Consider the following 21653-nt stretch of genomic DNA (forward strand, 5'->3'; position numbering starts at 1 on the left):
ACTGAAGCTTCATTGTTTGAATTGGCAATGTATAAATACGAATTACTTAAATATATCTCATAGTAAATTACAAGTGTAGCACTCGCATTGAAATACTTTTTAAATGGTAATTATATTCTTAATTGAACTGTCAGCCGTAAACTGTTAACCGATAACCGTTAACTAAATCACTCAGACAGCCTAATCTCAAACAACTTATCCCAATTCTTTCCAGTCACAAAAAGTGTCTTAGTTTTTGGATTATACGCAATTCCGTTCAACACATCAAGATCGGGATGCTTTGTTACTTTCGACTTTAAGTCGACCAAATTAATAACCGCTTCTACAGACCCAGTTTTTGGATCAATCACCGCAATTGCATCACGACCGTAGATATTTCCAAAGATTTTTCCGTCAATCCACTCCAATTCATTCACGGCTTTAATTTTACTTCCAGCGGTATAAACATTAATATAATCCACTTCTTTCATCGTTTCTGGATCCAATTTCCAAATTTTCTCAGAGCCGTCAGACATATATAAATTCGTGCCATCATTTGTCAAACCCCAACCCTCCATTTTTTTGAAGTACGGAAAAGTCTTGATTTTTTTCAAATTATCAGCATCATACACATAGCCTTCGTTATTTTGATAGGTCAATTGGTACACTTTATTGTTTAAAATTGTAATTCCCTCACCAAAAATCTGCATCGGAAGATCTACATTTTGATATACTTTCCCAGTTTTGTAATCCACTTTTCGAAGTTTCGAAATTCCGCGAATTCCAGTTCCCATTCCAGCACCATTTCCAGTGCCTTCAAACAAAGTATCTCGGTAAAATTCCAGTCCCTGAGTATACGATGTCAAATCGTGCGGATAGGTATTTACAATCGTATAATTAATCAATTTCGGCTGAACACTCGAAATAACTTCAATACGACTTTCGGCATCTGCCGTATTTTTATCTGAATATACGGTAGCTTTCACCGATTGATAGCCCAATTTTGCATTGTCCAAAACGTAGGTTAGGGGAGAAGCGGAATTTTGTGTGCCCACATTTTTGTCGTTTACATAATAAACGATACTGTCCACTTTTCTGTTTTCAGGATTCAAAATCGCCAAGTTTAAGGTGTCGCTAATTCTATATTGCGTCTTAAATTGTGCACTATCAAAGCTAAAAGAGCTACTTTCTGATTTTTCTTTGTCGCCACAGCTCTGCGCAATTGCCGCTAAGAAAATGATTGCTAATAACTTATGTTTTTTCATTGTTCAAAAAATTTATAAAGCAATATACAAATAGTATTTATATGCTTTTCCACTTGCACAAATATAAAAAGAATGTATCTTTGCAACGGCAAGTCCTACACGACCAGCTCCTGCAGAATCCTCCAGGATGGGAACATAGCAAAGGTATGTGGTTGTAGCGGTGCGATGTAGGTCGCTTGCCATTTTTTTCTTTAAGTCTTCCAACTCGGAAGATTTTTTTTGAAATAAACTTTCGAATATTCTTTTGGGCGAGCCCTGCGCCATCAGGTTTAGAATTATCAACACATTTAATCTCATCGATTTTCAAAAGATATTTTCGTTTGGCTTGGTCAGGCTGTGCACTCCCAATCTTTGTTGTAGCTTTTGCTCCGCAAAGCCACAACAAAGGATTTACGCTTCCATCCTTCTCGCAAAGTCATCCTTGCTAGCAACCATTCGCCATTAAAGAACTTTAGTTGTTCTTATATCTTTTTCTTTTAAGTATTACACTCAAATTTCCAATCAATAAGTATGGTTTTTGACATTTTCTGTTAACTTTGTTTTGAGCATTTTTCGATGCTCTTTTATTTCCAAATTAATGAAGAAAGTTGTTTTAATTACTGGAGCGTCCTCGGGCATTGGTCGCGCAATTGGCGAATACTTGCACAGTCAAGGACATACTGTTTATGGTACAAGTAGAAACCCGGCAAGCTATGAAGATCCGCCTTTTCCACTCGTTAGCCTTGACGTTCGGGACCAAAGCAGTATTCAAGAATGTATTTCGAGAATTCTAACTTTTAACAATAGAATTGACGTTCTTATCAACAATGCTGGCGTTGGAATCACCGGCCCAGTCGAAGAAATTGCTTCAGATCAAATCGAAAATAATTTCCGTACCAATCTTTTTGGCCCAATCGAAGTTATAAAAGCTGTCCTGCCCACAATGCGAAATCAGAAATCAGGTTTAATCATCAATATTACTTCCATCGCCGGATATATGGGACTTCCTTACCGAAGCGTTTACTCAGCATCTAAAGGCGCTTTGGAATTAATAACTGAATCATTGCGAATGGAACTAAAACCCTTCGGAATAACCGCTTGTAATGTAGCTCCAGGAGACTTTGCTACCAATATCGCGGCAGGAAGATACCATTCGCCCGTTATTTCTGGATCGCCCTACGAGAAACTTTACAAAGAAAATCTCGACACAATGGACAGCCACGTAAGCAGCGGAGGTGATCCAATGGATATGGCAAAAATGATTGGAAAAATCATCAATACCAAAAATCCTAAAATCCACTATAAAGTTGGTTCCACAATGCAGAAATTTTCAATTGTACTCAAGAGAATTTTGCCCGATAAGATGTACGAGAAAATGTTGATGAAGCATTATAAGCTTTAAGCTGTCAGCTATCAGCTATCAGCTTTTAATCTCGATAACATTGAAAATTTTATCAGAGTTGAAAACTTGACAAGTTTAAACTTTCGAGCTCGTGATATTTATAATTGAATAAAAATTTCAAATTAATAATTTTAATATCTTATTATTCCACAATACATATAATTCAGTAACTTGCTTTAAGTCTCCAGCTAAAGGCTAACGGCTAAAAGCTAACGGCTAAAGGCTAAAAGCTAAAGGCTAAAAGCTAAAAGCTAAAGGCTAACAGCTAATTAACCACAAACAAAATTAACTTATGAAATTTTTTATAGACACAGCCAATCTCGCACAAATTAAGGAAGCACAAGAATTAGGGATTCTTGACGGCGTCACTACCAATCCTTCACTAATGGCAAAAGAGGGAATTACCGGTAAAAATAATATCTTGAAGCACTACGTTGATATCTGCAATCTTGTAGAGGGGGATGTAAGTGCCGAAGTTAATGCATTGGACCTCGAAGGAATGATTAGAGAAGGTGAGGAGCTTGCCGATTTAAGCGATCAAATTGTAATCAAACTTCCAATGACCATTGATGGTATTAAAGCTTGCAAATATTTTTCAGATCGAGAGTTAAAGACGAATATGACTTTGGTTTTTTCGGCGGGACAAGCACTTTTGGCCGCAAAAGCAGGAGCGACCTACGTATCGCCATTTATTGGTAGATTAGACGATATCAGTTCAGATGGACTGGTATTGATTGAAGAAATTCGCGACATTTATGACAATTATGGTTATGAGACAGAAATTCTTGCTGCGTCTATACGCCATACAATGCACATTGTAAACTGTGCGAAAATAGGAGCTGATGTTATGACTGGACCACTTTCGGCAATATTGGGACTCGTAAAACATCCTTTGACTGATTTAGGAATCGCTCAATTTGTAGCAGATTATGAGAAAGGAAATATATAGAGAATTATACTATTACTAGTAGAAAAAACCAGTCGACGACTGGTTTTTTTGTGGTTTGTATTGAGGCTATACTCCAATCTCCTGCAAGGTTTTTCAAACCATGTAGGTATTGTAATGTTTGAGCGGTTTTGTACTTTTAAGCAAACAATCACTCAAGTAATTTCTGAAATACTTCTCAATTTTCAACTACAATCTTGTCAAAGTTCCTAAGAAAATCAGCATCTTCCTTTTTTGTTTTAAATTATCTTAGAATTTTTAAAATTTCTTCGTGATAAGAAGCTGGCAGTTAAATCATCAATTCTGAAATCTCTTCTTTTTTTATCTGCTACAATCGTAATCTTTAAGTAAAGTACAATGGCATTTTATGGACAAACAACCTATAGTTACGGAAAATCTCAGTGCTAAAATAAAATGGAAGCTTAGGAAGGAAAGTGTAGCTCAGCGCAGGAAGTTATTCTAGCAATATAGCTTCAACCGAAGGCAAAATCGCCTTCTTGCTATATGTCTAATAAACGACAGTCTGCCTCGCTTTACGCTTAGCTGAATTGACTTGAAGTCTTTTGGCGAAGGCCTCCTAAAAAAAATAATATTTGGAAATTGTGTGTGATAAATCCGAAGAAAATTACTTCAAATACTCCTCAATATCATTGTTAAAGAGATTGGTAAAAGCGTTCTTGATATTGCCATTTTCGTCAAGAATTATGGTGCGATGGATTTTGGTAATTGCCCATTTATATTTCAGATCACTGAAATCTACACATTGCAATTCGGTTACGTCTTTAAACTTCTTTTTTTCTAAAATTTGCTGCCATTTTTCGGCATTTTTATCCAGATTTACCCCGATGAAATTGTATTCTGGATACTTCTTCTTTAATTCTAATGCCTTCTTATGAGCCTGGACCATGTGAATTTGGGCATCATCGGTCCAAAAGAAAATCACTGTCTTGCGTTTTGGGAAGCTGTTTGACGAAATAATTTGACCATCGGCAGCACGAAGTTTAACTTCTGGCAAACTTTGATTGTTTTTAAGCAATTGGATGGCCGAACCTATTTTAGTTATCTCATTTCGCTGACTTTTATCAGTACTAAAACGATGATAAACTTCCATAAACCTTTGGTTTTTTGCCATATTCTGATCTTCCAAAAGGTAGGTAAAGGCAATATTGTTGAGAATTGTATTTTTAACTTTTTCGTTTTGAATCAGCGTATCAGCAATTTTCATTTTATTAATATTGGTCTTTAAAGACAAGTCGGCATCGCTAAAATGATTGTGATAATTGATCACCGCCATATTGTTGAGCATATATGAAAGGTACTTTACAAAGGGCGAATAGGCAGAAAGTAGCACATTATTATAATCGATAGTTTTTCGATAACCATAGTAATCCTTAGGCAGTTGCTCTACAACATCGTTGCCCGTACGCAATTGGTGAATTATAGGATACACTTCTTTTTTTGAATAATAAGGCATGTCGAGAGAAGCATTTGCATAAACATCAAATCCATCACTCCATTTAATATAGGCTTTTTTGTCCTGATAATATTGCATATTACTTTGATGAACCTCGGTAATTGCCTTTTCGAATTTGGCGATATTATAATCCATTACATTCAACAAATTGTCCCAATCGCGCTGATTGCGAAGATACATTTCCATTAAAAAGTTGTTTTTCTGTTCGCCTCGCCCAGTAAAAACGATCGACTCATCAAAATCTTGTGAATTTATTGAGACTAGAATACTATCATTCTTGTCAAAGTAAACATATTGATATTCAGGCTCATGTACAAAACTATACAACCCTGGTGCGAGCGAATCAAACTTTTTGAAAAATCTATTGTTTTCATTAAGTTTTAAAGTGTCTATAACTTTGGTATCCTTGTATAAAAGTATGTATGGATTTTGCGGATTTTGAACCTCGCCGCCAAAGTAGGCAGTATAGTCATTTTTCCCGTATTTTTCGCTACAGCAAGAGAAGCAAAAGATAGATAGTAGGCCAAGTAATATGAAAAAAGTTTTGGAACTTAGTATGTTATGTAGAGCTGTCATTATGACAAATGTATCTGTACTAGGTAAATTTTGCTGTTAAGGCATCGTTAAATTAGTTTTTGAATAATCTAAGGAGCAAGGTAGGTTAAAAATGTCGTGGAAATTTTGTACTTTTGTGCGAATTTTTAATAAAAATATTTTAGATGCTATCAGTTAATAATTTATCGGTACAATTTGGTAAAAGAATTCTTTTTGACGAAGTGAACACATCGTTTGTTCATGGAAACATTTATGGAGTTATTGGTGCCAATGGTGCTGGAAAATCTACTTTCTTGAAAATTCTCGCTGGAGAAATGGATCCAACTTCTGGACAAGTTCACTTAGAAGCAGGGAAGAGGATGTCTGTCCTAAATCAGAATCACAATATGTTTGACGATCATACGGTTTTAGAAACTGTGATGATGGGAAATAAAGAACTATTTTCTGTAAAAAAGGAAATGGACGATACTTACTTAAAAGAAGACTTTAGCGATAAAGATGGAGAAAGAGTAGGAGAGCTTCAAGTAATTTTTGAAGCAATGAATGGTTGGAACGCAGATTCTGACGCAGCTTCCATGCTTTCTAATTTAGGAATTACAGAAGACTACCATTATACTAATATGGGCGATCTTGATTCTAAACTTAAAGTACGTGTGCTACTTGCGCAAGCTTTGTTTGGTAATCCTGATGTTCTAATTATGGATGAGCCTACCAACGATTTGGATTTTGAAACAATCGCATGGTTAGAAGATTTCTTAGCCAATTATGAAAATACGGTCATTGTTGTTTCGCATGATAGACACTTTCTAGATGCTGTATGTACTCATATTTCTGATATCGATTTTAGTAAAATAAATCATTATTCTGGAAACTATACTTTCTGGTATGAATCAAGTCAGCTTGCCGCAAAACAGCGAGCGCAACAGAACAAAAAAGCAGAAGAGAAGAAGCAAGAACTTGAAGAATTTATTCGACGATTTTCTGCCAACGTTGCCAAGTCTAAGCAAGCAACATCAAGAAAGAAAATGATCAGCAAATTAAACATTTCTGATATTAAACCTTCAAGTAGAAGATATCCAGCGATTATTTTTGATCAGGAACGTGAAGCTGGCGACCAGATTTTAAATGTTAAAGATTTATCTGCTTCTACAGAAGGTGATATTCTTTTCAAGAATGTGGATTTGAATATGGCAAAAGGCGATAAAATTGTTCTATTTAGTAAAGATTCTCGTGCTACAACAGCATTTTATCAAATTCTGAATAATTATCAAGAAGCAGACAGTGGAACTGTAGATTGGGGAATTACTACCAATCAAGCTTATTTGCCAGCAGACAATCATGAGTATTTTGAAAATGATCTTACGCTTGTAGATTGGTTAAGACAGTATGCAAAAACCGAAGAAGAGCGTGACGAGGTTTTCATTAGAGGGTTTTTGGGGAAAATGATATTCTCTGGTGAAGAGGCACTTAAAACTTCAAGAGTTCTTTCTGGTGGAGAAAAAGTTCGTTGTATGCTTTCGCGAATGATGATGGAGCGCGCTAATGTATTGATGCTCGACGAACCTACAAATCACTTAGACCTTGAATCGATTACAGCTTTTAACAACTCACTTAAAAACTTTAAAGGTTCGGTGATTTTTACTACTCATGATCATGAGTTTGCACAAACAGTTGGTAACAGAGTTGTGGAGCTTACGCCAAATGGTGTTATTGACAGATATATGACATTTGACGAATATCTCGACGATGAAAAAGTTCAGGAGTTGCGTATTAAAATGTACAAAACAAACTAATAAAAAAAACCACATTTCTCAATGTGGTTTTTCTTTTAATAAGTAATCGGGTTTAGATTAATTATAGAATTAAATGATGATTTGGTTAGAATCGGCTTTGATTGGTAAAATCTTTTTTGATTGGTGTTTTTAAATTATATAATTTTTTTCTACTTTCTAAATTTATTAATTAGCCAAATTACTAATACAACTACAGCAATTACTAAGAAAATTCCAACACCCATGCCTGCTTGAAAAATATCTCCAATTACTTCACAGCTGCTTACTGTAAATAAAACTACCATTAGTAGTAGTGCTCTGTTTAAATAAGTTTTCATAATGATAAGTTTTATTATTATTGGTTTATGTTTTTTTGTCTGATGTAAAATTGCATAATTTTAACATGAATCGCTTTACATCATTTGTCAGAATACTTATATAATTTTAAATAGTACGTTTTTTCGGACTATCGGATATAATAATGCCTGCAAACTTTACGGAAGAATTAAAAATTGCTATTTTTACATTCTCAACAAGCACTTATTATGACTCATAAAGTCCTGCTAAATTCCAAAGCAATCCATATTATCCTGCATCGCTTGGCGTGCGAATTAATTGAAAATCATTTAGATTTCAGCCAAACCATATTAATTGGTATTCAGCCTCGAGGTGCCTTTCTTGCTGATCGGCTGAAGTACATTCTTGAAAATGAATATGATATTCCGAAAATCCAGTTGGGTTATTTGGATATTACTTTTTTTAGAGATGATTTTCGACGAACTGATAAGCCTCTTGAAGCAAATGTTACCGAACTTAATTTTGAATTAGAAAATAAAAAAGTAGTCTTTATTGACGATGTTTTGTACACTGGCCGAAGTATAAGGTCGGCATTGACTGCCATTCAATCTTTTGGCAGACCTTCAGAAATTGAGCTATTAGTATTAATTGATAGACGTTTTAGTAGGCATTTACCCATACAGCCAGATTATAGGGGCAGGCAGGTCGATGCATTTAATGATGAGAAAGTCAAAGTGATTTGGGCCGATACACAAGAGCAGCAAGACAGTGTATTGCTAGTAAATAATAAGAATAATTAGAAAATGAGCGAACTAACCGTAAATCATTTATTAGGAATAAAATATATTACCAAAGATGATATCAATCTGATCTTTGAAACTGCTGATCATTTTAAGGAAGTTATCAACAGACCAATTAAAAAAGTACCCTCGTTACGAGACATTACAATTGCGAATATATTTTTTGAAAATAGTACTCGTACCAAGCTGTCATTTGAACTAGCTCAAAAACGACTTTCGGCTGATGTTATTAGTTTTTCGGCTGCACAATCGTCGGTAAAAAAGGGAGAAACTTTAATAGATACGGTCAATAATATTCTTTCGATGAAAGTAGATATGGTTGTAATGAGGCATTCAGCGCCTGGTGCTGCTGTGTTTTTATCACAAAACGTCAAGGCAAGCATTGTCAATGCTGGTGATGGCGCACATGAGCATCCTACACAAGCGTTGCTAGATGCATTTACAATTCGAGAAAATCTTGGCGAAGTGGCAGGTAAAAAAGTAGTAATTGTAGGTGATGTGCTCCATTCCAGAGTTGCCCTATCTAATATATTTGCATTGCAGAAGTTAGGAGCAGAGGTCAAGGTTTGTGGACCAAAGACATTGATTCCTAAATATATTGAAAGTCTCGGCGTAACGGTTGAGCCTAATTTGCGCAAAGCATTAGAATGGTGCGATGTTGCCAATATGCTACGTGTTCAGAACGAACGTATGGACGTAAATTATTTTCCATCTACCAGAGAATATGCACAGCAATACGGAGTTGATAAAGCATTATTAGATTCGTTAAATAAGAAAATTATTGTAATGCATCCAGGACCAATTAATCGTGGTGTGGAAATTACAAGTGATGTTGCCGATTCACAACAGTCGGTAATTTTAAATCAGGTTGAGAATGGTGTTGCAGTCAGAATGGCGGTTATATATCTTCTTGCCTCAAAAATTAAACAATAATGACCACAGAAATAACAGATAATATAACTTTTGCAACAACCGATAAAGAAAATATGGAGCAATCGGTGAGTAGTATTTTGGCTTTCGCCGAAAGAGGAATCACTACACATTTGATTCTTAATTTACTCTCGGTTGATGATATAAATATTAAAAATCTCAAAAATTTGAAGCCATTAGCAAAAATGTACAAAAAAGCTAATAAATCTCTTGTCATTGTTTGCCAAGATATTGACTTTACCGAAGTTCCTGAATTTATTAATGTAGTTCCTACGATAATTGAAGCAAATGATATTATAGCAATGGAAGATATTGAGCGTGATCTAGGATTCTAAAGTACTTATTATGATATAAATTCACTTTATGAAGTTGACAATTTTGGGCTGCTATGCAGCAACACCGCGCACTTTTACAAACCCTACATCTCAGGTTTTAGATATTGCTAATCATCTCTTTCTAATAGACTGCGCCGAAGGTACACAGGTGCAGCTTAGAAAAAATAAAATTAAATTTTCTAGAATCAACCATATATTCATTTCTCATCTTCATGGCGACCATGTTTATGGTCTTATCGGTCTTATTTCGAGCTTTATGCTTTTAAAACGTCAGAATGACCTTAATATCTATGGCCCTAAGGGAATTAAAGAAATGATTACCATTCAATTAAGATTATCTGGATCGTGGACATCTTACGGTTTATTCTTCCACGAATTAGAATCTACACAAAGTCAAATTGTCTACGAAGATGATAAGGTACTTGTAAGTACAATTCCGCTTCAACACCGTATTTATACCAATGGATACCGCTTTAGCGAAAAGCTAGGACTTCGCAAACTCAACATTGACGCCGCTCAAAATTATGAAGTAGATCCTCTCTATTATAGAAATATTACACTTGGCAAAGACGTACTTTTGGATAATGGAACAGTAATTTCTAACAGATATTTGACTTTTGAAGCAACTCCTCCAAAGCATTATGCCTTTTGCTCAGACACTCTCTATACAGAAACGATCATTCCGCTGATTGAAGGAGTTGATGCTTTGTACCACGAGTCTACATTTCTAAATTCTGAAGAGAGATTAGCTGAAATTACAATGCACAGCACCGCACAACAAGCTGGAAAAATTGCAAAATTAGCAAATGTAAAAAAGTTAATCTTAGGGCATTATTCTACACGGTACGAGTCAATAACTCCATTTCTAGAACAGGCAAAACTAGAATTCGAAAATGTTGAACTTGCCGATGACGGTAAGAGTTTTGAATTTTAATAATTACTAATAGATGATATATTTATGTTGTTTTACTTAAATTAAAAGTTACCATGAAAGATCTAAATGATTACCGTAAATCGTACACCAAAGGAGATTTAAACGAAAAAGATTTAAGTACAAATCCATTTAAATTGTTTGAAAAATGGTTTTTAGAAACAGAGTCTCAAATAGGAAATCTTGAGGTTAATGCAATGACTATTGCCACTATTGGAAAAGATGGATTTCCAAAATCTAGAGTTGTATTATTGAAAAGTTACTCGGAAGATGGATTTATTTTTTTTACAAATTATAAATCAGACAAAGGTCGCGCAATCGCAAATAATCCACACGTTTGTTTATCCTTTTTTTGGGGATCTACCGAGAGGCAGGTAATCATAAAGGGGATTGCCGAGAAAATTAGCCAAGAAGAGTCTACCTCCTATTTTTTGTCAAGACCGAGAGGGAGTCAGATTGGTGCAATTGCATCCCATCAAAGTGAGAAAATTAGTTCGAGAGCGGTTTTAGATGATGCTGTGGCTGAGGTAGAGCAATCAGAAACACCTTTGAGTAGACCAGAAGTTTGGGGAGGATATATTGTAAGACCGGTATCAATTGAGTTTTGGCAAGGCAGAGAAAACAGACTGCACGACAGATTTTTGTTCGAAAAGAATGATAATACTTGGGTTCATTCTAGGTTAGCTCCATAATTTAGTTTGCCCGACTAACTTTTAAAATCAACTTAAGAAAAAAGTGCATTTAGTCGATTAAATTTGCATTTAAACCGATTTTGTAGTAGTATTGCTCTATATTTAATGAAGTATTTAGTTATTCTTTTTTTTTATAAACCACCATTCCACAATGGTGGTTTTTTCTTATCCCAAAACAACATTTTTCTACAGGCGCTGTGTAATAAATTCATTAAACAAGTTTCAGCATATCTATCTGCTTGAAATTTAATAAGTTATATTTAAAATCATTCTTCTGCTGTTAGGCGTAGTTTTATCAGTCTTTAAAAATTAATAACTAAGGTGAAAATATGCGTTGCAAGACCCGCTATTTTAATGCAAACAAATTGTTAAATTATAGCAAACTAGTGTATTATACACTCGCTGTGAAGTGTCCATTTCAATATAATTTCATAAGTTTAAGCACTAATTAGACTAGAGAGATTTAACACCAGAATTTTTTAAATTTTCTCATAAGAAATAGCATTCCTATATGGCAGATATTAAAAAGTACAAATATATAGATCGCGAAAAAAGCTGGCTTGCCTTTAATGCCAGAGTTTTGCAGGAAGCGGCAGATCCAAGTGTTCCTTTATTAGATAGATTACGGTTTTTAGGTATATTTTCGAATAATTTAGATGAATTTTTCAGAGTTCGATTTGCAGCAATTCGCAGATTGAGTCTTTCTGGAAATTCTTCAGAAAAGGTTTTGGGCGGAATTTCGGCTCAAACGCTTGTAAAGGATATTACAAAAATAGTTATACAACAACAGTCTGAAAGTTTGCGGATCCTTAATATTATCGAAACCCAACTGGCAAAGGAAAATGTTTTCATTATAAATGAAAATGAAGTTTCTAAGGAACAAGAAATCTTTATTAGAGATTATTTTATTCAAAAGGTTAGTCCTGCAATGGTCACAATTATTTTGAATGATTTGGCCGAATTTCCGTTGCTGCTTGATACTTCTGGCTATTTAGCAGTGAAGCTGGTCATGAAGTCACCAAAGAATCCAGAAGACATGTTTCCCGAAATCCGCTATGCCATTATTGAAATACCTAAAACTCTAAATAGATTTGTGGTACTTCCGGCAGATGACGACAAGCAATCGATTATAATGCTCGATGACGTGATCCGATACAATTTGGAAAGTATCTTTAGTATTTTTGATTATGAAAGTGTATCTGCTCACATGATTAAAATTACCAGAGATGCCGAGCTGGATATTGACAGTGATATGAGCAAGAGTATCATTCAGAAAATTGCAACTAGCGTAAGAGATCGAAGAATTGGAGAACCGGTCAGATTTGTTTATGATCAGTCAATTGAAAAAGATACTTTAAATTATTTTCTGACGCACATGCAGATTAATGCGTCTGATAGTATTATTCCTGGAGGCCGTTACCACAATCGTCGTGATTATATGAACTTTCCAAATTTAGGGAGATTTGATTTGCAATACGCCTCAGTTGTTCCGTTGCCGATTGAAGGATTGAAGATGGATGGTAGCATTCTGAGCAGAATTGCAGAAAAAGATTTCTTGATTAACGCGCCCTACCAATCATTTTCATATGTGATAAAATTTTTGAGAGAAGCAGCTTTGGACCCGAAAGTTATTGCAATAAGAATCACTATTTACAGACTAGCGCGGAATTCCCAAATTATTAGTTCTCTAATAAATGCAGCTAAAAACGGTAAAAAAGTTGTAGTGCAAATCGAATTACAAGCACGATTTGACGAAGTTAGTAATATTTACTACGCTGAATTGATGCAAACTGAGGGTATTGAGGTAATTTTTGGAATTAAAGGACTAAAGGTACACAGTAAAATCTGCCTCATTGATCGGGTAGAAGACAGCAAAATCAAGCGATATGGACTAATTTCGACTGGAAATTTTAATGAAAATACCGCCAAGATTTATACCGATGTAACTCTTTTTACGAGTCACCCTAAGATTACCAAAGACATGTCAAAGATCTTTGATTTTTTTGATGTTAATTATCGTGTGCATCGCTACAAGCATTTGATTGTTTCTCCGCATTACACACGTGGTGCATTTTACAGACTTATTGATCGAGAAATAACTCATGCAAAAGCTGGAAGAAAGGCATACATAAAATTAAAGATGAACAGCTTATCTGATTATGGTTTAATAGATAAATTATACGACGCTAGTAGAGCTGGTGTTAAGATTCAATTAATTGTACGGGGGATTTGCTCATTGATTCCGGGTGAAAAGGGGATGAGTGAAAATATTCAAGCCATAAGCTGTGTAGATCGTTTTCTAGAGCATTCTAGAATTTACATTTTTGGCAACAATGATAATCCGGATGTTTTTATTTCTTCGGCCGACTTTATGAGTCGAAATATGGAAGAAAGAGTAGAAGTGACTTGTCCTATTTATGATAAAGATATTAAAGGTGAACTAATTGACACTTTTAATATTGGTTGGAAAGGAAATGTGAAGTCTCGTTATCACTCAGAAAAGCTCGATAATAAATATAAATACAGAGGAAGTAAGCCTGAATTTAGAGCTCAAGAAGAAACCTACAATTACTACCGCGATCGACTTAATGTGATTACGGAGCCTATTTAGTATTTTTGTAGAAAGTCGTGTTAGAGGCACTATTCGCTAGCACTGATAGCAGCATAAATCCCGGAGACGACAAAGCTAGTTTTTTGCTGGCAGACAAGAGCGACCTGTAGTCCCGATAGCTATCGGGATCTTTTTATGGCATTGCAAAAACAGCTTTGTGGCGAGGAATTGCAGAAAATAGCAGGAATGGCTCCTTAAAATAAACAAAAAAATGCTTGAAAGAATTTTAATATTTGAGCTTAAAAAAATTTTATGATTACTATTAAAAAGTTTGCCGCAATAGATATTGGCTCCAATGCAATGAGGCTTTTGGTGAGTAATATCATCGAGGAAAGGGGTAAGGAGCCGCAGTTTAATAAAAGCTCCCTTGTTCGTGTTCCAATTCGATTGGGTCAAGATGCCTTTACGGTTGGCGAAATTAGCGAGGAAAATATCGAACGGATGATCGATGCTATGAAAGCGTACAAACTGCTGATGAAAGTGCATCGAGTGGAACGGTATATGGCGTGCGCAACATCGGCAATGCGTGAAGCTTTTAATGGTAAGGAAGTGGCCGAAATTATTAGAGCTGAGGCTGAGATTAATATTAATATAATTGAAGGAAAAACTGAAGCTTCCATCATTGCTGCTACCGATTTGCATGAAATTATCAAGTCAGAAGAAACCTATTTATACGTTGATGTGGGCGGGGGAAGCACAGAATTTTCACTCTTTTCAAACAAAAGGATTGTGGCTTCCAAATCATTTAAAGTAGGAACTGTCCGACTGCTGAATGAGATGATTCACGATTATGTTTGGCAAGAAATTGAGAAGTGGATTCGCACTGCAACCGAGCATTATGAAAAAGTGATCATGATTGGAACCGGTGGAAACATTAACAAATTGTTTAAAATGTCAGGAAAATTGCAACAAAAACCGCTTTCCTATATTTACTTGAACAATCAATATTCAATGCTTAATAATATGTCTTATGAGCAGAGAATTTCAGATTTAGCACTCAATCCAGATCGAGCTGATGTCATTATTCCCGCATTAAGAGTTTATCTAAATGCCATGAAATGGAGTGGTGCTTCTAGTATATATGTCCCAAAGATTGGACTGTCTGATGGAATAATTAAAGCGATGTATTACGACAAAATAGATTACACAATACTCTAATATTCAATTTCATATCAGCAACTACTTAAACTATACATTTTCTAAAAGTAGAGTCCAAAAGTATTTTTAAGCAACTCAATATCAGGATTAATTTCGTGCAGTCTATTGTAGCGATCTTGATCTGTGTAGGCTTTTCGGACAGCCATTTGCTCATTTACAATCACATCGATAGTGATTTTATGATTTTGCAAATGACCACGTAGATAGCTCACTAATTTTCCCTTTTCGGCATCAAAATCAATTTTTGAACCTTGATTTGGCAGTTCGTATGTAATAGTAGTACCATCAACTTGCGGATCATTAATTAGCAATAACGCCTCCATAATTTTGAAACCTTCATCGCTTAACCGCTGTGCGTACTTGGCCCAGTGAAATTTCACATCTAGTTCGGTAAAATCTAAAGCAGGTAAATGCTCGTGATTTTGCTGAATAGGTTTAAAACTTTTTTCTAATTCTTTCTTCGCCTTAATACTAGAAATAGAAAATGCCGATGGTTGTTTTGATAAAGGAGTTGCGGGAGTAATATCAATTGGTGCCGTCGCTGGATTATTTATTCCGGTAGCATTTGTCGCAACTGAGGAAGTTGTGCTGACATCAAGCTTTTGTGGAATTCCCTCACTGACAATTTGCGGCGCTTCGACTTCACGATTTAAAACCCTTTTGTAGAAATTTTTGGCTGCAATTATGTAGCCATCAACTTTTTTTTTTCTCCATCAAATGTGATAGAGGCAAGCTGCATCAAACATAATTCGACCAGCAATCGTTGATTTTGACTGACTTTATACTTTAAATCGCATTCATTTGCCATCGCAATTCCTTTCATAAGAAAATCCGCAGAGGCTTTTTTCGATTGCTCAAAATATGCTCTTTTAGTTTGGTCGCCTGCTTCTATAAGGGCAATAGTTGAGGGAGTTTGCGACATAAGTAAATCTCTAAAATGCGATGCTAAGCCCGAGATAAAGTGGTGGCCATCAAATCCTTTGCTAAGCACCTCGTTGTAAGCAATTAGCAGATCTGGAATCTTATTCTTCAAAATAAGATTGGTCATATTCAAGTACGTCTCATAATCGAGAACATTTAAATTCTCAGTTACCGCTTGGCGAGTAAGATTCTTTCCGCAAAAGGACACAACTCTATCAAAAATTGATAACGCGTCGCGCATGGCACCATCCGCTTTTTGAGCGATAATATGCAATGCATCTTCTTCGTAAATCACGCCCTGACTGTCTGCAACTTCTGCCAAGTGCTCTTTTGCATCCTTAACGGTAATTCTTTTGAAATCGAAAATCTGACATCGAGATAATATTGTCGGAATTATTTTGTGTTTCTCAGTAGTCGCGAGAATAAATATTGCGTGTTTTGGCGGTTCTTCTAATGTCTTCAAAAATGCATTAAACGCACTTGCCGATAGCATGTGAACCTCGTCAATGATATAAACTTTATAGATTCCTGTTTGTGGTGGGATTCTAACTTGGTCAATCAGACTTCTGATATCATCTACAGAGTTATTGGAAGCAGCATCAAGTTCAAAAACATTAAATGCGAAATCTTCTTCAGGATCATCATATCCCGGTTGATTAATTTTACGCGCCAAAATTCTAGCACATGTTGTCTTTCCAACACCTCTAGGTCCTGTGAAAAGCAATGCTTGCGCCAAATGATTTGTCTCAATAGCGTTTAGCAATGTATTTGTAATGGCAGATTGACCAACAACATCCTTGAATGTTTGGGGTCTATATTTTCGGGCAGATACGACGAATTGTTCCATAGTTTTTCTCGGTGTACAAATATAGTTTTTTAAATCTGTAGCACAAAAATCTTATCCTAAATTGGGCCTCAAAAACAGTAATACTTTTTACAAACTAGAAATTTATTTTGAAAAATTTCGGAAAAATTGATTTGGATAATTTTAAGGTTTACTACTATATGATATTACTGGAAGGGTTAGACAAGAGCTTCGGCTATCTTTTCGTTTTCTAAAAGGTGTAAGAGCAATTCCTCATCCATTTCAAGACCATTGCTTTTCTCAATGCATTCTTCTGTATATTTTGCAATAGAACCACTTTCATAGGAAGCAATTACACTTGGATGAACGTAATATTTCTTGCAAACACTTCGAGTATTTCCTAGTTTTGAAGATACTGAGTCGATTACTTCAATAACCTTTCTATTGAAATCTGTTTTAGTTTCAAATTCTCCAATATTTCTAAATAAAGAAAGTGCATGCTTTGTGCCTGACCAAGCTCTAAAATCTTTGGCAGTAAAATCTTGCTCAGTAATTTGCTTCAAGTAATTGTTTACATCAGTTGAACTAATAGTGTGATGACTACCGTCTTTATCATAATACTGGAATAAATCATAGCCTGGAATGTCCTTGCATTTTTTTACTAGATTAGCAAGTTTTCTGCTTTTTAGATCTATTTGATGCTTAACACCTTTCTTGCCAATAAACTCAAAAGTAACTGTGCTATTTTCAATTTGTACGTGCTTATCTCGCAGAGTTGTCAGTCCAAAAGATCCGTACAACTTTTTGTATGCATCGTTGCCAATTCTGATATTAGTGTCTTCCATCAACCGAATTACAAGAGCTATTACTTTCTCATAACAGAGATCTTTTCGACTCAAATCTTTATCAACTTGCTCGCGTATTTTTGGCAGAGCCAAGGCGAAGGAGCGAAGTCGATAAAATTTAGATTGGTTTCGCATCTTGTTCCAATGAGGATGGTAGCGATATTGCTTTCGACCTTTTGAATCAATTCCGGTTGCTTGAAGATGTGAATTTTCGTATTTAGAAATCCACACATCTTGCCACGCTGGAGGAAGGACAAGAGTTCTGAAACGCTCTAGCAACTCTTTGTCTGTAACAAGCTCGCCATCAGCATCAAAGTACTTAAAATTTTTGCCGGAAGCTTTTCTAGAATAGCCTCCAACAGAATTGGCAGCATATCTCAAACCCACCGCCTTCGCGGTAAGTTTGGGATCGCTGCCAATTTTTTCTAATTTAGCTTGTAGCCTATTCATAACAAACTATTCTTCTTCTCTACCTTTTATGGTTAGTTCGTGTAGCGTACGAGTTGCGCTTTTTTCTCCAAAAGCCATATCACCAGCTACAAACACGCCAAGTTCTCCTTTATCAGACTTAATTCCATATACGGTTGCTTCATCTCCTGGATCACTTTGCCCTTCATACCTGTAGATGTGCATAATTTCATAATTATTTGGACATTCTAAAATATCGTTTTCTTTCAAATTGTAGTCAACTGTATAGCCTTTGGCTTTTAATTCTTCTAAGGCTTTTGATACGGTTGCATAATGATACATGTGGCTCATAATAATAGTTTTTTAATAGTTTGGTTTTTTTGTCTATTTGGTAAAAACTAAAGTACTCTATTTCTCAACTGTTTTATAACAAGAAAATGTTAAAGTAAAAAATTGCTAGTTTCAGCAACAGCAAAAAAATAACCTTATCTTTGCCGCAGCAGACCGCCTTATCGCCGATTTGAATATTCAGAAAGGAGGAAAGTCCGGACACCACAGAGAAGCATAGCGGGTAACACCCGTCGGGTCATTTTTTCATTGAAAAATTGATTTAGGACAAGTGCAACAGAAAGTATGTACAGGTAATGCTGTAGTGAAAACAGGTAAACTCTATGCGGTGAAATACCAAGTATATCAGCATTTAAGGGCGTCTCGTTCGTTGTTGAAGGGTAGGTAGTTTGAGCTTGCAAGCAATTGCAAGTCTAGATAAATGATAAGGTATCGGTAGTAATACTGAGAACAGAATCCGGCTTACAGGTCTGCTTTTTTTATAATAATGGTGATAATAATCGAGCAGTTTGCTCTAATAATCCTTGCCATTTTCCTCTCTCGTTCCATCTTTGCACATCAATTTTTTCTGAATTAAGCAGATCTTGGTAAAAGATATCAGTCATTTTATTTGCTATTTCACTATCGAAAATAACTGCATTTACTTCGAAATTAAGTTCAAAACTGCGCTGATCCATATTGGCAGTTCCAACGATAGAAACCTGTTTGTCAATAACCATTGTTTTGGCATGTAGAAATCCTTTTTGATATAAATAAATTTCAACCCCGGCATCCAACAATATTCCGTAATAGGAACTAGCAGCTAAATTTACAATTTTAGAATCTGAGATTCCCGGTACTAGAAGTTTTACAGAAACTCCACTCAAAGCAGCCGTTATTAACGCATTCTTTATAGAATTTCCTGGAATAAAATAAGGACTGGCGATTAACAATTCTTCTTTGGCCAACTGAATTGTTTGCAAAAGTGAAAACATCACCGATGGTCGGTCAGAATCTGGGCCACTACCAACAATTTGAACTAATTTATTTGAATTAATTCCAACTGGAATATTCTTTGGAAAAAACTCGTCGTTTGGTTGCAATTGCTGTTTTGCACAAAAATTCCAATCACACAAAAACAAGTACTGCAAATAATGAACACCCGCCCCGCTAATTTTTAAATGCATATCTCTCCAGTAAAGTCCGGGATTATTCGAGTCATTACTATATTTATCACTAACGTTTATACCACCCACAAAACCTTTTGATCCATCAACAACGATAATTTTTCGGTGATTTCGATAATTTAATCTATTGGCTAACACCAAGATACGAACTTTAGAAAATGCAAACGCTTCTACACCGTTTTCACGAAGGTTTTTCACCATTCTTTTGCGGAGGGTGCTGCTCCCAAAATCGTCGTAAATGAAACGTACTTTTACACCCTTTGCCGCTCTTTCAATTAAAATTTCCTCAATTTGCTTTCCTATTATATCGTCTTCGTAAATGTAATATTCAATATGAATATGATATTTTGCATTTAGTAAAACATCAAGCACCGCGGGAAATTTTTGCTCACCATTTACAAGTATTTCCACCTCGTTATTCTCCGTCAATGGACTAAGAGTATCATTTAGTATTAGAGTAGAAAGAGGTTTTTTATCACCAAGTAATTCCTGATAATTACGGACAACTTTTTCTGAATAATTAAAAACTTCAATTCTTGTCTGTTCCAACAAATCCTCATCACGCGTTAGTTTTTTACTAAACATCTTTCGCTTGCTATAATTGATCCCAATGGAAAAATAAAAAATTATTCCAAAAATCGGTGCAATCAAGACTAGAAGCAAGTATGCGATTGTTTTAGTGTTATTTTGAGTATCGTAAATGATTCTCATACAAACTAATAGTAGAATAATTATGTAAATTATTTGAAGGACCAGAATCCATTCCATAGCTTAAAATTTATACTTCGTGAAGTTACTATACAGCGAGCAAAAATGAATGATTTATTTATAAAAATAAGTAAATTGCTCTCTCGATTGAATTGTATCTTTGTAAATAGCATAAAAAATTATAAGATGAAAACTAGAATAGGAATATTAGGTCTTGGTGGAGTTGGCGGTTACTTCGGTGGACTTTTAGCGAAAGCGTATAAAGACTCAGATAAAATAGAAATTATTTTTATCGCTCGTGGTGAGACCATGGAGAATATCAAAAAATCTGGCTTAGTAATCGAAACTGACAAAGATACTTTTACTGCTTTTCCAAGCGTTGTTACGGATAATCCCAAGGAAATTGGTCGATTGGATTATCTAATTTGCGCTACCAAAACATACGATATCGAGGAATCTCTGTCACCTTTACAGAAATGTATCAATGAGGATACCATGATTTTGCCACTCTATAATGGTGTTGATGCTGGCGAAAGAATTGCAGATATTTTCAAGGATAGCGAAGTCTTGATGGGTTGCGTATATATAGTTGCGTTCATTGAATCTAAAGGAAAAATAAAGAAAGTTGGCCCTAATGAGCAGCTATTTTTTGGCTCCGATGTTGCTTCGTGGAAGAAGATGCAGAAGCTTGAAAAGATTCTAAAAGATGCCGAAATTCACGCGTTTCTTACCGACGAAATTGACAATACCATTTGGATGAAGTTCATTTTCATTTCTGCCTTGGCTTCAACAACGAGCTTTCTGAACAAAAACATTGGCGAAATACTGACTTCTGATGATCATAAACAGTTTTTTGTAGATCTTGTAGAAGAAGTTGCGATGATTGCGGCGGTCAAAGGCATCGATGTACCGCTTGATATTGCTGAGAAGATGCTTGCAAAATTGGCCAAAAGTCCGCAAGATAATACATCTTCAATGCATCGAGATTATCTAAAAGGCAATCAGACAGAGTACAAGTCTCTAGTGCAAAAAGTTGTGGAAGAAGGTGAGAATTACGAAGTTGAAACTCCAAATTATAGAAAAGTTATTGAAAAGATAAATAAGTAAAATTGGCATTTTTTTTATTTGGGCGTGTCCCTGCGGGCCAGGCTTTCCGCTCCCAATCTTTCTTGTAGCTTTTGCTACGCAAAGCCACAAGAAAGGATTTGCTTCGCCAGTTCGCTTCGCTCGGGTCCACTTCAAATGAAATTCATCGAATACCTATGAAAAATATTAACCAATGAGATAATCCTTCACGCAAAAGACGTCTTCGACTGAATTTATCAT

19 protein-coding genes and 2 other RNA genes are annotated in these 21653 nt (G+C 35.5%); 13 read left to right on the forward strand and 8 right to left on the reverse strand.

Going from position 1 to position 21653, the window contains the following annotated elements; all coding sequences use genetic code 11:
- Positions 1-167 precede the first annotated feature (167 nt).
- Positions 168-1244, reverse strand: coding sequence for a glutaminyl-peptide cyclotransferase (locus tag SBO79_RS10670; protein WP_318640386.1), 1077 nt, complete (start codon positions 1242-1244; stop codon positions 168-170).
- Positions 1245-1330: 86 nt separating this feature from the next.
- Between SBO79_RS10670 and ffs the strand changes: the two genes are divergently transcribed.
- The 3 genes from ffs to fsa all read left to right on the forward strand — a co-directional run bounded on the left by ffs (position 1331) and on the right by fsa (position 3574).
- Positions 1331-1428: signal recognition particle sRNA small type (gene ffs / locus SBO79_RS10675), an RNA gene on the forward strand.
- A gap of 393 nt (positions 1429-1821) precedes the next feature.
- Positions 1822-2625, forward strand: coding sequence for an SDR family oxidoreductase (locus tag SBO79_RS10680; protein ID WP_318640387.1), 804 nt, complete (start codon positions 1822-1824; stop codon positions 2623-2625).
- Positions 2626-2917: 292 nt separating this feature from the next.
- The gene (fsa, locus tag SBO79_RS10685) at positions 2918-3574 is read left to right on the forward strand and encodes a fructose-6-phosphate aldolase (protein ID WP_318640388.1); all 657 of its coding nucleotides are present in this window, start codon (positions 2918-2920) and stop codon (positions 3572-3574) included.
- A 622-nt stretch (positions 3575-4196) separates the two neighbouring features.
- Here fsa and SBO79_RS10690 read toward each other — a convergent pair.
- A complete protein-coding gene (locus SBO79_RS10690; RefSeq protein WP_318640389.1) occupies positions 4197-5621 on the reverse strand; it encodes a TlpA family protein disulfide reductase in 1425 nt (474 codons plus the stop codon).
- Positions 5622-5764: 143 nt separating this feature from the next.
- Between SBO79_RS10690 and SBO79_RS10695 the strand changes: the two genes are divergently transcribed.
- Positions 5765-7393: an ABC-F family ATP-binding cassette domain-containing protein gene (locus tag SBO79_RS10695; protein WP_318640390.1), complete on the forward strand. Its 1629-nt coding sequence runs from the start codon at positions 5765-5767 to the stop codon at positions 7391-7393.
- Positions 7394-7542: 149 nt separating this feature from the next.
- On the opposite strand, the gene SBO79_RS10700 is transcribed toward SBO79_RS10695, so the two are convergent.
- Positions 7543-7710, reverse strand: a complete 168-nt coding sequence (locus SBO79_RS10700) for a hypothetical protein (RefSeq protein ID WP_318640391.1) — start codon at positions 7708-7710, stop codon at positions 7543-7545.
- 207 nt (positions 7711-7917) lie between these two features.
- Between SBO79_RS10700 and pyrR the strand changes: the two genes are divergently transcribed.
- The 7 genes from pyrR to SBO79_RS10735 all read left to right on the forward strand — a co-directional run bounded on the left by pyrR (position 7918) and on the right by SBO79_RS10735 (position 15126).
- Entirely contained in the window at positions 7918-8469 is a 552-nt protein-coding gene (pyrR, locus tag SBO79_RS10705) for a bifunctional pyr operon transcriptional regulator/uracil phosphoribosyltransferase PyrR (RefSeq protein WP_318640392.1), read from the forward strand.
- Between the two features lie 3 nt (positions 8470-8472).
- A complete protein-coding gene (locus SBO79_RS10710) occupies positions 8473-9402 on the forward strand; it encodes an aspartate carbamoyltransferase catalytic subunit (protein ID WP_318640393.1) in 930 nt (309 codons plus the stop codon).
- The gene (locus SBO79_RS10715) at positions 9402-9734 is read left to right on the forward strand and encodes a hypothetical protein (protein ID WP_318640394.1); all 333 of its coding nucleotides are present in this window, start codon (positions 9402-9404) and stop codon (positions 9732-9734) included. Before SBO79_RS10710 ends, SBO79_RS10715 begins: the two co-directional genes overlap by 1 nt.
- 28 nt (positions 9735-9762) lie before the next feature.
- Positions 9763-10668, forward strand: coding sequence for a ribonuclease Z (locus SBO79_RS10720; RefSeq protein ID WP_318640395.1), 906 nt, complete (start codon positions 9763-9765; stop codon positions 10666-10668).
- A gap of 53 nt (positions 10669-10721) precedes the next feature.
- On the forward strand, positions 10722-11357 hold the full coding sequence (gene pdxH, locus SBO79_RS10725) for a pyridoxamine 5'-phosphate oxidase (protein ID WP_318640396.1): 636 nt from the start codon (positions 10722-10724) through the stop codon (positions 11355-11357).
- Between the two features lie 511 nt (positions 11358-11868).
- Positions 11869-13968 (forward strand): polyphosphate kinase 1, encoded by a 2100-nt coding sequence (gene ppk1 / locus SBO79_RS10730; RefSeq protein ID WP_318640397.1) that lies wholly within the window; start codon positions 11869-11871, stop codon positions 13966-13968.
- Positions 13969-14220: 252 nt separating this feature from the next.
- A complete protein-coding gene (locus SBO79_RS10735) occupies positions 14221-15126 on the forward strand; it encodes a Ppx/GppA phosphatase family protein (RefSeq protein ID WP_318640398.1) in 906 nt (301 codons plus the stop codon).
- 41 nt (positions 15127-15167) lie between these two features.
- Here SBO79_RS10735 and SBO79_RS10740 read toward each other — a convergent pair whose 3' ends face one another.
- The 4 genes from SBO79_RS10740 to SBO79_RS10755 all read right to left on the reverse strand — a co-directional run bounded on the left by SBO79_RS10740 (position 15168) and on the right by SBO79_RS10755 (position 18456).
- Positions 15168-15506: a DUF8439 domain-containing protein gene (locus tag SBO79_RS10740; protein WP_318640399.1), complete on the reverse strand. Its 339-nt coding sequence runs from the start codon at positions 15504-15506 to the stop codon at positions 15168-15170.
- 302 nt (positions 15507-15808) lie between these two features.
- The gene (gene dnaX, locus SBO79_RS10745; RefSeq protein WP_318640400.1) at positions 15809-16894 is read right to left on the reverse strand and encodes a DNA polymerase III subunit gamma/tau; all 1086 of its coding nucleotides are present in this window, start codon (positions 16892-16894) and stop codon (positions 15809-15811) included.
- A 176-nt stretch (positions 16895-17070) separates the two neighbouring features.
- Positions 17071-18147: a DNA topoisomerase IB gene (locus SBO79_RS10750; RefSeq protein ID WP_318640401.1), complete on the reverse strand. Its 1077-nt coding sequence runs from the start codon at positions 18145-18147 to the stop codon at positions 17071-17073.
- 6 nt (positions 18148-18153) lie between these two features.
- On the reverse strand, positions 18154-18456 hold the full coding sequence (locus SBO79_RS10755) for a hypothetical protein (protein WP_318640402.1): 303 nt from the start codon (positions 18454-18456) through the stop codon (positions 18154-18156).
- A 145-nt stretch (positions 18457-18601) separates the two neighbouring features.
- Here SBO79_RS10755 and rnpB point away from each other — a divergent pair.
- Positions 18602-18934: RNase P RNA component class A (gene rnpB, locus SBO79_RS10760), an RNA gene on the forward strand.
- Here the strand turns inward: rnpB and cls are convergent.
- The gene (gene cls / locus SBO79_RS10765) at positions 18933-20387 is read right to left on the reverse strand and encodes a cardiolipin synthase (RefSeq protein ID WP_318640403.1); all 1455 of its coding nucleotides are present in this window, start codon (positions 20385-20387) and stop codon (positions 18933-18935) included. The genes rnpB and cls overlap by 2 nt on opposite strands.
- Positions 20388-20513: 126 nt before the next feature.
- On the opposite strand from cls, the gene SBO79_RS10770 reads away from it, so the two are divergent.
- Positions 20514-21434, forward strand: a complete 921-nt coding sequence (locus SBO79_RS10770) for a ketopantoate reductase family protein (protein WP_318640404.1) — start codon at positions 20514-20516, stop codon at positions 21432-21434.
- The last annotated feature ends 219 nt before the right edge of the window (positions 21435-21653 follow it).

Source organism: Flavobacterium ardleyense (assembly GCF_033547075.1).
GTDB lineage: Bacteria > Bacteroidota > Bacteroidia > Flavobacteriales > Flavobacteriaceae > Flavobacterium > Flavobacterium ardleyense_A.

What these genes read in the sequence shown, in the direction of transcription:
- SBO79_RS10690 (WP_318640389.1), bottom strand. Translation starts at nt 5,621, where the DNA reads ATGACAGCTCTACATAACATACTAAGTTCCAAAACTTTTTTCATATTA.
- SBO79_RS10695 (WP_318640390.1), top strand. Translation starts at nt 5,765, where the DNA reads ATGCTATCAGTTAATAATTTATCGGTACAATTTGGTAAAAGAATTCTT.
- SBO79_RS10700 (WP_318640391.1), bottom strand. Translation starts at nt 7,710, where the DNA reads ATGAAAACTTATTTAAACAGAGCACTACTACTAATGGTAGTTTTATTT.
- pdxH (WP_318640396.1), top strand. Translation starts at nt 10,722, where the DNA reads ATGAAAGATCTAAATGATTACCGTAAATCGTACACCAAAGGAGATTTA.
- SBO79_RS10670 (WP_318640386.1), bottom strand. Translation starts at nt 1,244, where the DNA reads ATGAAAAAACATAAGTTATTAGCAATCATTTTCTTAGCGGCAATTGCG.
- SBO79_RS10715 (WP_318640394.1), top strand. Translation starts at nt 9,402, where the DNA reads ATGACCACAGAAATAACAGATAATATAACTTTTGCAACAACCGATAAA.
- SBO79_RS10720 (WP_318640395.1), top strand. Translation starts at nt 9,763, where the DNA reads ATGAAGTTGACAATTTTGGGCTGCTATGCAGCAACACCGCGCACTTTT.
- SBO79_RS10735 (WP_318640398.1), top strand. Translation starts at nt 14,221, where the DNA reads ATGATTACTATTAAAAAGTTTGCCGCAATAGATATTGGCTCCAATGCA.
- ppk1 (WP_318640397.1), top strand. Translation starts at nt 11,869, where the DNA reads ATGGCAGATATTAAAAAGTACAAATATATAGATCGCGAAAAAAGCTGG.
- SBO79_RS10770 (WP_318640404.1), top strand. Translation starts at nt 20,514, where the DNA reads ATGAAAACTAGAATAGGAATATTAGGTCTTGGTGGAGTTGGCGGTTAC.
- SBO79_RS10710 (WP_318640393.1), top strand. Translation starts at nt 8,473, where the DNA reads ATGAGCGAACTAACCGTAAATCATTTATTAGGAATAAAATATATTACC.
- SBO79_RS10680 (WP_318640387.1), top strand. Translation starts at nt 1,822, where the DNA reads ATGAAGAAAGTTGTTTTAATTACTGGAGCGTCCTCGGGCATTGGTCGC.
- cls (WP_318640403.1), bottom strand. Translation starts at nt 20,387, where the DNA reads ATGGAATGGATTCTGGTCCTTCAAATAATTTACATAATTATTCTACTA.
- pyrR (WP_318640392.1), top strand. Translation starts at nt 7,918, where the DNA reads ATGACTCATAAAGTCCTGCTAAATTCCAAAGCAATCCATATTATCCTG.
- SBO79_RS10750 (WP_318640401.1), bottom strand. Translation starts at nt 18,147, where the DNA reads ATGAATAGGCTACAAGCTAAATTAGAAAAAATTGGCAGCGATCCCAAA.
- SBO79_RS10755 (WP_318640402.1), bottom strand. Translation starts at nt 18,456, where the DNA reads ATGAGCCACATGTATCATTATGCAACCGTATCAAAAGCCTTAGAAGAA.
- fsa (WP_318640388.1), top strand. Translation starts at nt 2,918, where the DNA reads ATGAAATTTTTTATAGACACAGCCAATCTCGCACAAATTAAGGAAGCA.
- dnaX (WP_318640400.1), bottom strand. Translation starts at nt 16,894, where the DNA reads ATGGAACAATTCGTCGTATCTGCCCGAAAATATAGACCCCAAACATTC.